Origin of the sequence: Erysipelothrix sp. strain 2 (EsS2-6-Brazil) (assembly GCF_016617625.1) — a bacterium.
GTDB lineage: Bacteria > Bacillota_I > Bacilli_A > Erysipelotrichales > Erysipelotrichaceae > Erysipelothrix > Erysipelothrix piscisicarius.
The window spans coordinates 18773-33882 of the sequence record NZ_SBAR01000012.1 but is presented as its reverse complement, the minus strand read 5'-3'; the positions used below and the strand labels follow the sequence as shown (position 1 = coordinate 33882).

General features: G+C 37.1%; 14 protein-coding genes. 10 read left to right on the top strand and 4 right to left on the bottom strand.

Going from position 1 to position 15110, the window contains the following annotated elements; translation table 11 throughout:
- Positions 1-17 precede the first annotated feature (17 nt).
- The 4 genes from EPJ89_RS07325 to EPJ89_RS07310 all read left to right on the top strand — a co-directional run bounded on the left by EPJ89_RS07325 (position 18) and on the right by EPJ89_RS07310 (position 6323).
- Positions 18-1811, top strand: a complete 1794-nt coding sequence (locus EPJ89_RS07325; RefSeq protein WP_200549380.1) for an ABC transporter ATP-binding protein — start codon at positions 18-20, stop codon at positions 1809-1811.
- Positions 1801-3651, top strand: a complete 1851-nt coding sequence (locus tag EPJ89_RS07320; protein ID WP_200549378.1) for an ABC transporter ATP-binding protein — start codon at positions 1801-1803, stop codon at positions 3649-3651. Before EPJ89_RS07325 ends, EPJ89_RS07320 begins: the two co-directional genes overlap by 11 nt.
- A 256-nt stretch (positions 3652-3907) precedes the next feature.
- Positions 3908-5017, top strand: coding sequence for a M42 family metallopeptidase (locus EPJ89_RS07315; protein WP_003773008.1), 1110 nt, complete (start codon positions 3908-3910; stop codon positions 5015-5017).
- Positions 5018-5915: 898 nt separating this feature from the next.
- On the top strand, positions 5916-6323 hold the full coding sequence (locus EPJ89_RS07310) for a hypothetical protein (RefSeq protein WP_161636704.1): 408 nt from the start codon (positions 5916-5918) through the stop codon (positions 6321-6323).
- Between the two features lie 7 nt (positions 6324-6330).
- Here EPJ89_RS07310 and EPJ89_RS07305 read toward each other — a convergent pair whose 3' ends face one another.
- A complete protein-coding gene (locus EPJ89_RS07305) occupies positions 6331-7038 on the bottom strand; it encodes a GntR family transcriptional regulator (protein ID WP_161636703.1) in 708 nt (235 codons plus the stop codon).
- Positions 7039-7241: 203 nt separating this feature from the next.
- Between EPJ89_RS07305 and EPJ89_RS07300 the strand changes: the two genes are divergently transcribed.
- Both EPJ89_RS07300 and EPJ89_RS07295 read left to right on the top strand, forming a co-directional pair.
- On the top strand, positions 7242-7721 hold the full coding sequence (locus EPJ89_RS07300) for a peptidylprolyl isomerase (RefSeq protein ID WP_125164792.1): 480 nt from the start codon (positions 7242-7244) through the stop codon (positions 7719-7721).
- Positions 7722-7831: 110 nt separating this feature from the next.
- Positions 7832-8977: a CDP-glycerol glycerophosphotransferase family protein gene (locus EPJ89_RS07295; protein WP_200549376.1), complete on the top strand. Its 1146-nt coding sequence runs from the start codon at positions 7832-7834 to the stop codon at positions 8975-8977.
- 166 nt (positions 8978-9143) lie between these two features.
- On the opposite strand, the gene EPJ89_RS07290 is transcribed toward EPJ89_RS07295, so the two are convergent.
- The gene (locus EPJ89_RS07290) at positions 9144-10190 is read right to left on the bottom strand and encodes a M24 family metallopeptidase (protein ID WP_161636702.1); all 1047 of its coding nucleotides are present in this window, start codon (positions 10188-10190) and stop codon (positions 9144-9146) included.
- A gap of 94 nt (positions 10191-10284) precedes the next feature.
- Here EPJ89_RS07290 and EPJ89_RS07285 point away from each other — a divergent pair, with 94 nt between their 5' ends.
- Positions 10285-10641: a hypothetical protein gene (locus EPJ89_RS07285; protein ID WP_161636701.1), complete on the top strand. Its 357-nt coding sequence runs from the start codon at positions 10285-10287 to the stop codon at positions 10639-10641.
- Positions 10642-10665: 24 nt separating this feature from the next.
- On the opposite strand, the gene EPJ89_RS07280 is transcribed toward EPJ89_RS07285, so the two are convergent.
- On the bottom strand, positions 10666-11274 hold the full coding sequence (locus EPJ89_RS07280) for a histidine phosphatase family protein (protein WP_161636700.1): 609 nt from the start codon (positions 11272-11274) through the stop codon (positions 10666-10668).
- A 41-nt stretch (positions 11275-11315) separates the two neighbouring features.
- The gene (locus EPJ89_RS07275) at positions 11316-11735 is read right to left on the bottom strand and encodes a DUF2721 domain-containing protein (protein ID WP_161636699.1); all 420 of its coding nucleotides are present in this window, start codon (positions 11733-11735) and stop codon (positions 11316-11318) included.
- A 133-nt stretch (positions 11736-11868) separates the two neighbouring features.
- Here EPJ89_RS07275 and EPJ89_RS07270 point away from each other — a divergent pair, with 133 nt between their 5' ends.
- The 3 genes from EPJ89_RS07270 (at position 11869) to EPJ89_RS07260 (ending at position 15091) form a co-directional block, all read left to right on the top strand.
- On the top strand, positions 11869-12855 hold the full coding sequence (locus tag EPJ89_RS07270) for a lipoate--protein ligase (protein WP_161636698.1): 987 nt from the start codon (positions 11869-11871) through the stop codon (positions 12853-12855).
- Between the two features lie 125 nt (positions 12856-12980).
- Positions 12981-14111, top strand: a complete 1131-nt coding sequence (gene pdhA, locus EPJ89_RS07265) for a pyruvate dehydrogenase (acetyl-transferring) E1 component subunit alpha (RefSeq protein WP_161636697.1) — start codon at positions 12981-12983, stop codon at positions 14109-14111.
- The gene (locus EPJ89_RS07260; RefSeq protein ID WP_125164787.1) at positions 14111-15091 is read left to right on the top strand and encodes an alpha-ketoacid dehydrogenase subunit beta; all 981 of its coding nucleotides are present in this window, start codon (positions 14111-14113) and stop codon (positions 15089-15091) included. The genes pdhA and EPJ89_RS07260 overlap by 1 nt, the downstream gene beginning before the upstream one ends.
- The last annotated feature ends 19 nt before the right edge of the window (positions 15092-15110 follow it).

Below are 15110 nucleotides of genomic sequence, written 5' to 3'. Positions count from 1 at the left end.
ATAATATCGAGGTGAATATGAAAAATATTAGATTTATTTCTAAATATACTGAGGGTCATCGAAAAAAAATAATTGTGATGATCTTTTCGGTAGTAGTTTATTGTGCAGTGCTTTTAGTCAATCCCTTATTACTTCAATACACCATTGATCATGTTTTAAATGATTTACCCATAACGACATCATGGATGAACACACTTACGAATTTTTTAGGTGGAATGCATTCCGTTCGTGAACATTTATGGTATGTTGGTGTGGTAATTGTTGTGCTGAACATCTTAAGTGGTGTTGCACATTTTTGTGCAGGTTATTCAATTGGTTCTTTTTCTGAATTTTTCTCAGAAAGTTTACGTAATGATGTGTTTGATCACCTACAGAAACTTCCATACGCCTACCATGTACGAGCAAAAACCGGTGATTTAATACAACGTTGTACCAGTGATGTCGATCAGATTGGACGTTTTCTCAAATCAAAAATTCAGGAACTTGTTTATGCTTTTACCATGGTTGTAATCGCATTGACGGTATTATTCCGTATTAATGTAACGATGACCTGGATTACCATGATTTCTTTTCCCTTTATTTTTGGGTTTGCGTTTCTATTCTTTAAAAAAATGCAGGCAGTGTTTAAGCAAAGTGATGAAGCGGAAGCAGCATTATCGAATACATTTCAAGAAAGCATGGATGCCGTCCGTGTTGTGAAAGCATTTAATCAAGAAAAGTTTGAAGTTACGAAATTTGAAGCTAAAAACCAAGCCTATGCCTCCATAACAAAGGAAATGATCAGACTTCTCGGAATCTATTGGGGGACCTCTGATTTACTTTGTTTTATGCAGACATTAATTGTGCTTATCGCAAGTATTTTTGAAGTGCGTGCGGGCAATTTATCCATTGGGAATGCGATTGTCTTTATTTCTTATGTAAATATGGTGTTGTGGCCAATACGTAATGTTGGCCGAACCTTATCCGATATGGGAAAGGTTAGTGTAAGTATTGATCGTTTGAACGAAATCTTAGACCTGCCGATTGAAGATCTTGAGTCAGGATTAAAGCCTGAAATTAAGGGTGAAATTATTTTTGAAAATGTATCGTTTCAATACGATGATGCATCCACCCCCGTTCTTAAAAATTTGAATTTTACCATTCAACCGGGAGAGACGGTTGCGATTATGGGACCAACAGGGAGTGGTAAATCAAGTTTGGTTCATTTACTTACGCGCATTTATGATGTATCTGAAGGGTCCATTAAAATTGACGGGATTAACATAAATGAGATCGCGAAAAGTTCTCTCCGTAAGCAAGTAGGACTTGTTTTACAAGAACCTTATCTCTATTCAAAAACCCTTTTTGAAAACATTCGTATTGCCATTCCACACGCTTCGGAGCAAGACGTCTATGACGCGTCTCGAATTGCTTCGATTCATGATGTTATAACTTCTTTTGACCAAGGGTATGAAACACCCGTTGGTGAGAAAGGTGTTACCCTATCCGGTGGACAAAAACAACGTGTTGCGATTGCCCGGACGCTTATCGCAAATACACCGATTTTAATTTTTGATGATTCATTATCTGCATTAGATTCTCAAACTGATGCTTCCATTCGAGAAGCATTAAATCATACTAAAAATGCCACATCCATCATCATTACCCATCGTATTAACAGTGCACAAAATGCGGATAAGATTATTGTTATTCTTGATGGCGAAATCAAGCAAATTGGTACACATAATTCGCTATTGAACGTTGATGGACTGTATCGAAATATTTATGATATTCAAACCAATCAGAAAGGAGGATTTGTCGATGAGTTATAGAGAAGAAGAGCAGTTTACTTCTGAAAAATTAGATGTTGGGCTTTGGAAAAAAATCCTAATGATGCTGCTTGAGAACAAAAAGAATCTGTTTTTAGCGCTGTTTTTTGTTCTGTTTGAAGCGGTTATTGGGATTATCCTTCCCATCTTGAATCGATATGCCATTGATGTTTTCTATCAAGGTCAAGGTTCAACAGAAGCCATATTGAAGTTTGCGCTTTTATATGGAGGTTTGGTTGCGGTCCAAGCATTTCTAATTTATGAATTTATTTATCGAAGTGGTCTTATTGAGATGGATATTAGTTATCAAATCCGTCAAAATGTTATGGAAAAACTTCAAAATCTTCCTTTTTCATATTATGATAAAACGCCTACAGGATGGATTATGGCTCGAATGACCAGTGATGTCTCACGGTTGTCGGAAATCCTCTCCTGGAGTTTTAACGATCTAGTTTGGGGATTTTTAGTCATGATGATGTTGTTGGTGGTCATGTTTACGGTCAATTGGAAACTTGCGTTAATCATTGTTGTGATTGTACCTATGGTTTACTTTGTAAGCTCGTGGTTTCAAAAACGTATCCTAAAAAACTATCGAAACGTTCGTGCGGAGAATTCAAAAATCACCCATGGATTTAGTGAAGGGATTACCGGAGCAAAGACTACTAAGTCAATGGGATTGGAGTCGATTCATTACAGTGAATTTAAAAACAACACCATGGCCATGCGATCAAAGTCCATTCATGCTGTCATACTCAGTGCACTGTATATGCCTATCATTACCATTATTTCTTCGTTAGGCAATGCGGGTATTATTTATGTTGGCGGGAACATGGCGTTACAAGGTGTTATCCAAATTGGAACTTTAATCCTATTTACACAATATGCGGAACGTTTTTTTGAACCGCTTCGTAATATTAGTAATGTGTTTGCACAGTTACAAATGGCCCAAGCATCTGCAGAGCGTGTTCTTTCATTATTGGAACAAGATTCATCACTCATCGATCGTCCAGATGTTATTGAAAAATATGGAACAATCTTAAATCCCAAAGAATCGGTCTATGAACCGATCGTTGGAAATATTGAATTTAAAGATGTTGATTTTTATTATCAAGCATCGGAACCGATATTAAAAAACTTTAATTTAACCGTTGAACCCAAACAACGCGTCGCTTTAGTTGGAGAGACGGGAAGTGGTAAATCAACCATTGTAAACCTTATTTGTCGTTTTTATGAACCCATTTCAGGTTCGATTCGGATTGATGGGGTAGACTATCGAGAACGATCGATTGGATGGCTCCACTCACATCTTGGATATGTTTTACAAGCACCCCATCTCTTTTCTGGATCGGTTCGTGATAACATCGCGTATGGGAAACCCAATGCTTCTGATGAAGCGGTCATGCGGGCTGCAAAACTTGTTGATGCACATCGCTTTATCACGGAACTTGAAGATGGATATCAAACAGATGTAGGTGAAGGCGGAAACCGATTGTCGACAGGGCAGAAACAATTGATTTCCTTTGCTCGGGCAATTCTTGTAAATCCATCAATCTTTATCCTCGACGAAGCTACAGCCTCAATTGATACTGAAACGGAAGCGATTATTCAAAACGCAGTTGAAACCGTTCTTAAAGAAAAAACAAGTTTCATTATTGCGCATCGTCTTTCGACGATTGTGAGTGCAGATCGTATCCTTGTTATTGATAAAGGAACCATTATCGAAGATGGTAATCATGAGAGTCTTATGAACCAAAAAGGTCGATATTATGAACTCTATATGAACCAGTTTAACGAGAAAAATGAAACAAAAATAATGAATACGTTAACACCTATTTCCAAATAGGTGTTTTTGTCGCTATTCTTGTCATCTTGAATATTCGCTATCATAATTCGTGTTCTGACGAAATGTTTGTGATATGATAGTTTAGAAAAAAGAGGCTCTCTGATTCCCACCAATTGACGTTACATGTGTTTAAGGGATTCATTGATTTTAGATGATTCGGTCGCATCTTTGTAGGGTGTCGTATTACATCATAATTACCATCTTAATACTGTAAGATTATTGGATTATAGTGAGGGTCTAGAAATAGGAGAATGATATGAAGAAAAATATTACACTTGAAGAAGCATATGGTGATGTAAATTTAGAAATGCTTGCTGATTTTACGCTTACAAATGGTATCTCAGGTCACGAAAAAGATGTTGCCAATGTCTTTAAATCATGGGTTGAAGAGAGTGCGGATGATATCTGTTTTGACAATTTAGGATCAATTATTGCTCATAAAAAAGGTGCTGAAAATGGACCTAAGATTATGTTAGCAGGTCATATCGATGAAGTGGGTTTCTTGGTTCGTAGCATCGATGATAATGGTTTTTTACGAATTCACCCAGTAGGCGGATGGTGGCCACATGTCTTGCTGTCTCAACCAGTTACAATTCAAACACGTGATGGAAAAATGTATGTTGGAGTTACAGGATCTAAGGCACCGCACGGAATGACGCCGGCGGTACGTAATAAAGTTATGGACATCACTGAGGTTTTCGTTGATCTTGGTGTAGCATCAAAAGATGAAGTTGAATTATTAGGAATTCAAGTTGGGGATACCGTAACTCCAAAATCTGACTTCCACGTGTTGGCAAACCCAAACTTCTTAATGTCAAAGGCTTGGGATGACCGTATTGGTGCGGCTATTGTTGTCGATGTTATGAGACAGCTTAAAGATGTACAAACAGCATCCCATATTTACTCAGTGGGAACTGTACAAGAAGAAGTTGGATTACGTGGTGCACGTACTGCAGCACAAACAATTAATCCAGATATTGCATTTGCTGTTGATGTCACTATCGCTACCGATACACCAGGTGAAGATAACCGTATTAAAATGGGTGTCGGTGCAACTTTAGAAGTGATGGATGGTTCTGTTATTGGTCATAAAGGACTTCTCTATTACCTTCAAGATCTTGCTGAAGAGATGAATATTGATACACAATTTGAAATCCTGGCTGCTGGAGGAACGGATTCTGGGGAAATCCATAAAGTTCATGATGGTGTTATTACGTTAACCCTTTCAATTCCTGCGCGTTACATTCACTCACACTTAGGTATTATTCATCGTAAAGATTACGCAGATACAGTTGCTCTCATTACTGAATTCTGTAAACGATGCGATGCGGATGTGCTTGAATCCTTACAAAACTACAAAAGATAAGTCTATGACTTATCTTTTTCTTTTACTCGAGACGTCTTAATATCGAGTAAGCTTTGAGTATTTATTTCTCGGTTTGTCTTGACTGTAGCCTTAACGACGAATGATCGTTATATCCTTTCACAAACTCGAACGATAAGATGCGATTTTATCTGACAAAAAGGCCTTGTTCTGTTTCAATCAGCTTGTATTAATCATAAGATATGGTACATTTAAATTATTGAAGGGGAACATCTTTAAAAATTGTAGAAGTACGCAGCTGCAGTAATAAATAAAAATCATTCGTCAAAACGGTTGTGATAATGGCTGATTTGGATGCTCTGTCAAATAAATCGGGTTGATCTAGTAGGGCGCATTTGATGCATCAGTTCGGACTCGATATTGCTTAGTTGCTCGTAATGATACCAAGATATTCTCTGTATAACTAATTTTGGGGGAGGGATATGATGATTCACAATCATGATGTGTTTTTTACCATCGTAAGCATACTGTGTTTATTGCTAATAATGATTATGTTAGTGTTAATAGAATATGAGACCAAAGGGTGTTGGAATAGAAAACTATTCAAATATACCAACGCGATTTATTTATTAATTTTTCCGATTATTCTCTATATAGAGAAACCGGACTCAAATATAATTGTGGCCGTTTATTTTATTTTTTATCTTTGTTTTGTTATGGTTCGAAAAATAATACTAAAAAAAGAGACAGCATAGTTTCTTTCATTTTTCAAATTCAGTCGTAGCATTTTAAATTTGATGGGTTTATGTCGTTTAAGCGCAAAAAATCATGCCCTTTCATCCAATGATTTTTCTTTTGGTATCGTTGATATCTGAATTTAAAACGATAAGTCGTAGACTTATCGTTTTATCGGTTATAATAAAGAAAAGTGAGGTAATGTATGCTTAAAGAAACAGTTTTTATTGAGGCGCCTTTAGAAGAAGCATGGGAACGTTTCGAACTTGAGTTCGCAAAGCTTTTCAAGTGTAGCCCTAAAAAGATGCTGAATCGTGAAATGAAGGCTAAGGTTAAAACCATGAATGGTCGTGATATTGAATTAAAGCAACGTGTTATTATTCATGACCGCTATAAACATTTCGCATTTGTATCCGAGAATCCTAAAGAGACCGTTACAACCCATTATGAATTTTTTGAAGACAAAGATGGCACGTTTATTTCTTCATATGATGAGAAGAGTAAGGGTGAAATGTTATATCGTCTTCCGTTTATCAAACAAAAAGTTCGTAAACAACTTAAGGGACGACTCCAACAAATTAAATTGATGATTGAAGCAGAAAAGGGAGCATAGCTCCCTTTTAAATTGGACTGGATAATTTTAAGAATCGTGCATACTTATAATGATGGTAGTCAATCGAATAGTCGAAAATTTCTCCGTTTTTAAGCATTGCCTTACTGGTTGTTTTTAAAGCCGGATCACCGAGATGCAGTCCCAGTAATTCCGCATTTGTATTATCTAAAGAACACGCTTCAATTAAGCGGTCAATATACCCAACTTCTTGTCTTAGCCCCTCTTGAATATAAGAATAAATCGAATTTTCAATAATTTCTCGATTTAAATACGGAATAAGATTACGATTAAAATATGAATACTCTACAACCCATCGATTGCCATCGACGATTCGTAATCGATTCACAAAATACAATTGAGTTCCAACTTCACAATTCATCTCAATGGCAATTTCTCGATTGGCTGAAATCTCTTGAAAGTCTAAGATTTTGGTTTCGATTCGATTTTTTTTATGATTTGAGGATAAGCCATGAAAATTTTCTAAATTAATTGCATTGATATGATCCACATCACGAACAAACATACCACTTCCTTGAACGGAGATAATATAACCTTGTCGTGATAAGAGGCCAATGGCTTTTCGAATGGTATTTCGACTAACATCAAACTCCTGCATTAAAGCTTCTTCGGTTGGAATTTTTGTATTAGAAGGATAGATACCATCCATAATACGATCTTCAATTATAGTACTAATTATTCGATACTTATGTGACATAATGTGCTCCTTTATCTCAATTATAACATGGACTAAGAAAAGTAACGCGAACGTCCTTTAGGGGTTTATGATGACCTGACTTCGAAAGGTAAGTCTAAGACTTGCGACGAACCGATATTGTTAAGATGTGGTTTTAAACCTTTCAAGAATTCCTCCTAGTAAAAGTATAGCACTTTTGCTATGATTGTCACGGAGGTATTTTTATGACACAAACAATTAAAATTACAATGAATAGTGGTAAAACCATGACTGCCGAACTCTATGAAGACATCGCACCTAAAACGGTTGCAAACTTTGTGAAGCTCATCGAAGAAAAGTTTTATGATGGATTAATTTTTCACCGTGTAATTCCTGGATTTATGATTCAGGGAGGCTGCCCTAATGGAACAGGAATGGGTGGTCCTGGATATGAAATTGAAGGTGAATTTACATCAAATGGTTTTAAAAATGACTTAAAACACAGTAAAGGGGTTCTATCGATGGCACGTGCTATGGATCCAAACAGTGCTGGAAGTCAATTCTTTATTATGGCTGAGGATGCACCACATTTAGATGGTCAATATGCAAGTTTTGGTAAACTTGTGGATGGTATTGAAGTGGTTGATGAAATCGTTCATGTTAAACGCGATCGAAATGATAAGCCACTTGAGCCTCAAATCATTCAAACAATCGAGTTAATTTAATTGGGGAAAGGTGTGTGATGCACCTTTTCTTTATTTCAAAGAGAATAGGAATTGTTGATTATTTATAGTATAATACCCCATGTATATAAAACCTTTCAAGGAGGTTATGAATGAAGAAAAAACTTGATTATATATTAAAACACAATAAAGTCTTGTTAATCGTATTTACAAAGACCCTGTCCATGGTCTTCCGATTTATTGGTTTGTTTATTCGTACTGAAGAAAATTTAATCTTAATATCTGCAAACTCTCGCGGCTATAACGATAGTCCCCGTGCCATTTATGAATATATGAAAAAAGATTCGAAATACGCACAGTATCGTTTTGTATGGGCGGTTGATGATGTTACACAAACAATCGACGGTGCCGATCTTGTTAAAGCGGACACGTGGCAATATTTTAAAACTGCGTTGAAAGCACAGTATTGGATTACAAGTGTTAATATTGAACGCGGCTTGCATTTTAAAAAGAAAAAGACGGTCTTTCTCAATACATGGCACGGTGTAGCAATTAATGAGATGGGCAATGCGGTAGCGGGTCGAACCGATTTTGATTGGTCCGATACGGATTATATTTGTTATAGTGCGGAAAATGAAAGACCCATCTATTATCGAGACTTTAATGCACGTCCAGAGTCAATGGTCCCTACAGGACTTCCTCGTAATGATGAATTGTACCATGTGGACTCGGATAAAGTTATCGAAATTAAACGAAGTTTAAACATCCCTGAAGATAAAAAAGTGATTCTCTATGCACCGACATGGCGGGATAGTGAAGACTTCGGTAAGAGTTATCAAATTAAACCACCCATTGACTGTGACGTTTGGAAAAAGGCCTTGGGTGATGAATATGTTGTTATCTTAAGAACGCATCCTTATACCAATGAATTGATGGGCGTTACCTTTGATGATTTCTTCTATGATGGAACGATGTATCCTCGTGTAAACGACTTGATGATGATTTCAGATATCCTTATCTCAGACTACTCAAGTATTATCTTTGATTATTGTGTCCTTGAAAGACCTGTAATCTGCTTTGGTTATGACTATGAAGCGTATTCTGAAAAACGTGGATTTTATATTGACTTAGAGACAGTGATTCCTAGTGGTATCATTCATGATGAAGCGCATCTTATCGAACACATCAAATCGATGAATTATGAAGAACAAGTTGCGAAAACTAAGGTAATGAAAGAAAATCATGTCACCTATGGTGGTAATGCTACAGAACAAATTGTTAATGTAGTATTTGGATAAAAGAAAAGCTGATCATAATATGATCAGCTTTTTTAATAAAAAAAGGCAGCCATTGGCTGCCAAATGCTTTGAGGGGATGTAAAGCATTACAATCTTATGACTGCATATACATCATACCCCCTAAAGATACAGATGTAAATTAATACGAGTTCATTTCACGAGTGTTTCACTTTTTAATATCAGTAAACTCCTTCTTACATTGGTTCATGACGAAGACGCCATCCTTTGTGACATGTACGAGGTCCTCAATTCGGATACCACCGGTTCCTGGAATATAAATTCCAGGTTCAATTGAGAAGCACATTCCAGGTTCAATGATGCGGTCATTTTTTGAAGAAACATCGAGGTTTTCATGGCACTCGATACCAATTCCATGTCCTGTACGATGAACAAAATATGGACCATAGCCGGCCGCCTCGATAACCGAACGCGTTGCTTTATCAACATCGGATAAGCGTGCTCCGGGTTTCACAGCATTAATTCCAGCTTTATTCGCTGCAAGTACGATTTTATAGAGGTGTTCCATCTCAGGATTTTCACCCATAAAAAAACATCGAGTCATATCAGAACAATAATTTTGGTAGATTCCACCCATATCGATTAGAACAACATCATTTTCACGTAAAACTCGATTTGATGGAACACCATGGGGATCGGCAATGTTTTCAGTAAACAAGACAATGGGATCAAAACTCACACCCGATAAAGGTGCTGCGCTCTGTTTTTCACGGACAATTTCTGCGAGTTCAATTTCCGTCATGCCAACTTTAAGTAGCTGCTCCATTTCAAGCATAATGCGATCATTATGATGCGATGCTTCGATGAGTGTTGAACGTTCAACATCATCTTTAATAGTTCTGATTTGTTCCAAATATGGCGACCCATTTACAACGGTATACCCTTTGTGAATAAACGGGATTAAGAAACGTGATGGCCAATTCCCATCAACGGCAAATTGGTTGTCGGTCAGATGGGTCTCAATAAGAGATGTCGTATCATCACCATCTTCATAGACAATCGTCTTTAAATCTTTCGGTGCCTCAAAAAGTTTGTTTAAAAACAGAATGGGCTCATGGTCTTTGCCAACCAGTAATGCGATCATGCGTTCGCCAACATCAAAACGATATCCGGTGTAGTAAAAAATCATCATTTTATCTGAGATAATCAGTTGTTTTTCGAGCATGAGGTTTGTTAGTTTTTCGATTCGATTCATAATATCACTCCTTTCCACCATTATACGCTCGGTATTAAGGCAAATGCAATGTACATATAAGTATGTTAGAATACTATAGAAAGGATGATACACTATGAAACAAGGACAAGAATCACAAGTAATTATCGTAAATCGTAATCCTTACGATTCCAGTATTCAAATTGTCATACCGCCGTTTCGTCCGATAAATCTTTTTGAAATTGAAGATAATTTTGAAGAAGTTAAACAAGAAATCGAAACAAAAATTATAAATCAAGAAGTTGCTGAGCGCATCGTTCTCTTTGTCTCTGCTTTTAAAGAATCGATGGAAGAAGGGGATGTCCTACCAATCGTTGAGTATTTTATTTCAAGTGATATTGAAAATATGGATCCCGACGAGTTAAAGATGATCTTTGATGCGGTAAAGGAATTTATAACACTGGTTAATGATGATAATCGTTTAATGCACTAAAAAATCTCCCTCAGGAGATTTTTTTTATTGATAATGAGATGTTTCGTTTCGATAAATGAGATGCGTTCCATTTTCATCCATAACAATTTTTGTAAGACTTGTTGAATCGAAGTCTTGTTGAGATGAAATCGATTCTAAATTTTCATTGATCAGATAATTTGTAAGAACTTTAAGAGTAATTCGATGCGAAACCAATGCGATGGTTTTCCCCGCATATTGCGTTTTGATGTCATCAACCACAGGGGTGATGCGTTGATGGACATCTTTAAACCGTTCACCATGACCAACGGGGCTGTAGTGAAGTGGATTATTGAAAAAAGCATGCCATTGATTCGGGTATTGCTGCTTAACATCTTGGTGCAGTTCGCCTTCCCAAGCGCCCATTTCAATTTCACGAATTCGTGATTCTAATTTTAGCGACTGATTCGGAAAGACAAGGGATGCTGTTTCTTGTGCGCGTTCACTTGTACTTACGATAATCTCGTCAAATGATATTGGTTCTAATCGTTTTTGAAGGAGCAGGGCTTGTTGTTTCCCTTCGTCCGTTAACGGTGAATTTTTAGATCCCTGCATTCGATGCTCTTGATTCCATAATGTTTTTCCATGACGAATGAGGTAGATTGTTGTTTTCATAGGACTCCTTTATTCTATTTAATAAAAAAAGCACGTAAGTGCTAATTGTTTTCGTTCTTATTTTTAATATCTTGTAACTGAATGGTAAGTGCTTCTATTGATATAGAAAGTTCCTTTAGTAAATAGACCAATGAAATAACAAGTAGAACTAAACTGAGTGCAAATACTATATGAGAGAACGTAACCATGGCTGCGTTATATTGTGCAAAGAGCGTAAGGAGCATGCTAAGCACAGCCCCAATAAAACTCATAGCTCCAAGGACCTGCATGGATTTAATGTATTTCATCCGTGTTTGAAGGTTAATTATCTGAGCGAGAATCTGTTTATTTGGGGAATCTTGATGTTTTTCGTAAAGATCGCGTATCAGCCCAGCAAGCACGACAAAACGGTTTGTATAAGCGAGCATGAGCAGAGAAATTGCAGGAAAAATCATAGCGGGTGTTTGTAATGTGAATTCCATAATTTAATCTCCTTTTTAGTTGTCAAAACGATAACGAAGTGAATGTGAAATATAAATTCACTTTAGTTGAATTATATCGCAATGGTCTTTAAAATGAAAGTGGATGTGGGAGATAGAGAGTGAGGTAACAAGTATGAGATACTTAAAAAATCCATCAACAAATCCTTATTTTAATTTAGCACTTGATGAGTATGCGATGAAGCACATCAATTGTGATGAGGATTTTTTCTTTCTATGGCAAAATGAGCCAGCGGTAATTATTGGGAAAAATCAAAATACCGTCGAAGAAATTAATCAGAAATTTATTGATGATAACAAAATCAAAGTTGCACGTCGTGTTTCAGGTGGTGGTGCAGTGTATCACGATTTTGGAAATCTTAATTTTACATTTGTGATTAATGTGGATGACCCAGGAAAAGTCAATTATAAAAAGTATGTTCAGCCAATTATTGATGCACTTGCAAGTATGGGTATCAATGCGGAGGCGTCAGGACGTAATGATATTTTAATTGATGGACTTAAGATTTCAGGAAATGCACAACGCATGGCAAATGGAAAGCTCATGCACCATGGTACGTTGTTGTTTGATGTTAATATTGAGGATATGGTTCAAGCGTTAAATGTTGATCCTGATAAAATTACATCAAAGGGTGTAAAATCAGTGCGATCACGTGTAACCAATATTAAGGAACATTTACCTGAAGGGACTGATCTTAAAACCTTCTGGGATGAGTTACAATACTTTTTATCGAATAAGGGGCAAGATGAAGAAATTATTCTCGCACCTGAAGAAATTGCGAAAATCGAGTATGAGGCAATCAACCGATTTGGCACATGGGATTGGATTTATGGTGCATCACCAGAGTTTAATCTTAAAAACAGTAAACGATTTGCGGGCGGACGTGTTGAAGTCTTGATGGATGTCAGCGAAGGCCATATCGATCACGTTCGATTTATTGGAGATTACCTCGGATTAGAAGATGTCGCGGATGTCGAAGCGCGCCTTCAAGGTGCTCGTTTCAAACAAAGCGATGTCGACGCCGTGCTTTCGGAAATGGATTTACGAAAATACTTTGGTAATATCACAAAAGAGGAATTATTAGAGTTGATGTTTGATTAGGTTCAAACATCAAATGAATTTTGCTCGAAAGTAGCAATATCGTTGAATGAAATGCGCTTACGTGTTACATTTAAACTGTAATTAGGCATTACCACTTAATGACCTAAGCAAGATATAGAAGGGAAATGGAAATTTCAATGGCACAAGTTAAGAAAGATAAAGCGTTGGATTTCGCTGCTCAACTGAAAAATGTTGAAAAGCTTTACCCAACATTCCAGATTCTTGATGAAACTGGGAAAGTTGTTAACAAAGAAATGTTACCAGACTTAAAAGATGAGGAGTTAGTAGAACTCTTTGAAAATATGTTATGGTCACGAGCATTAAACGACCGTTCAACTACATTAGCACGTCAAGGACGTCTTGGATTCTTCGCTCCTACAGCTGGACAAGAAGCAAGTCAAATGGCGAGTCACTTTGCATTTAATGAAGGGGATATTTTATTCCCAGGATATCGTGATATTCCTCAATTAGTAAAACACGGATTACCACTACATAAGGCATTCTTATGGAGCCGTGGACACGTTGAAGGAAACAACTATCCAGAAGATTTCAATGCAATGCCACCACAAATTATTATTGGTGCACAAATTATTCAAGCTGCAGGAGCTGGAATTGCACTGAAAAAACGTGGAAAAGCACAAGTAGCATTTACATATACAGGAGACGGTGGATCATCACAAGGTGATACTTATGAAGGTCTTAACTATGCGGGAGCATTTAAAGCACCTGTAGTGTTCTTTATTCAAAATAATGGATATGCGATTTCAACACCACGTCACGTCCAAACAGCAGCACCTACACTTGCTCAAAAAGCAGCAGCTGCAGGTATCCCTGGTGTTCAAGTAGACGGTATGGATCCCCTAGCAGTCTATGTTGCAACAAAAGCAGCACGTGATTGGGCAATTGAAGGAAATGGTCCAGTGTTAATTGAAACACTCACATCACGTTTCGGTCCTCACTCACTTTCAGGTGATGATCCAAAACGATACAGAACGCAAGCAAGTTTTGATGAATGGGATAAAAAAGATCCATTGATCAGAATGCGTAATTTCTTAACAGAAAAAGGTCTTTGGGACGAAGAAAAAGAAGTTGAATTGATTGCTCAAATTGATGATGAAATCAAAGAAGCTGTTAAACTTGCTGATTCAGCACCAAAACAAAAAGTTTCTGACTTCTTGAAGAATATGTTCGAAGAACCAACAAATACTATTGCAGAACAAATTGAATATTTTGAAAACAAGGAGGGTAACAAATAATGGCACAACTAACAATGATTCAAGCCATTACTGAAGCGCTTGATATTGCCCTTGAACGTGACGAAAATACATTGATTTTCGGTGAAGACGTTGGGAAAAACGGTGGAGTATTCCGTGCAACTGACGGACTTCAAGAAAAACACGGTGAAGACCGCGTATTTGATACACCATTAGCTGAATCAGGTATTGGTGGATTAGCAATCGGATTGGCATTAGAAAAATTCCGTCCAATTCCTGAAATCCAATTCTTCGGTTTTGTATTCGAAGTAATGGACTCAGTTGTTGCACAAATGGCACGTACACGTTACCGTTTAGGAAACACACGTAACATGCCTATTACTATTCGTTCACCATTTGGTGGTGGTGTTCACACCCCTGAACTCCATTCAGATAACTTAGAAGGTCTAATGGCACAATCACCTGGAATTAAAGTGGTTATCCCATCAAATCCATATGATGCGAAAGGTTTACTTTTAGCTTCTATTGAAGATAACGATCCTGTTGTTTTCTTAGAACACATGAAATTATACCGTTCATTCCGTGAGGAAGTTCCAGAAGGATACTATACAGTTCCTTTAGGAAAAGCGAATGTTGTTAAAGAAGGTAATGATGTAACAATTATTACTTATGGTGCAATGGTTCGTGAATCAATGAAAGCTGTTGAAACACTTGCAGCAGAAGGTATTTCTGCAGAAGTAATCGACTTACGTACAGTTTCACCAATTGACTTAGATACAATTATCGAATCTGTAACGAAAACAGGACGTTTAGTTGTTGTACAAGAAGCACAACGTCAAGCCGGAGTAGGCGCACATGTGATGTCGGAAATCGCAGAACGCGCAATTCTTACATTAAAAGCACCTGTAGGTCGTGTTGCAGCACCAGATACAATTTTCCCATTTGGTTTAGCTGAAAACGATTGGTTACCAAACGAAGAAGACATCACTAATAAAGTACGTGAAATTGTTAACTTTGATTAATTTAGGAGGCGAAGTGCAT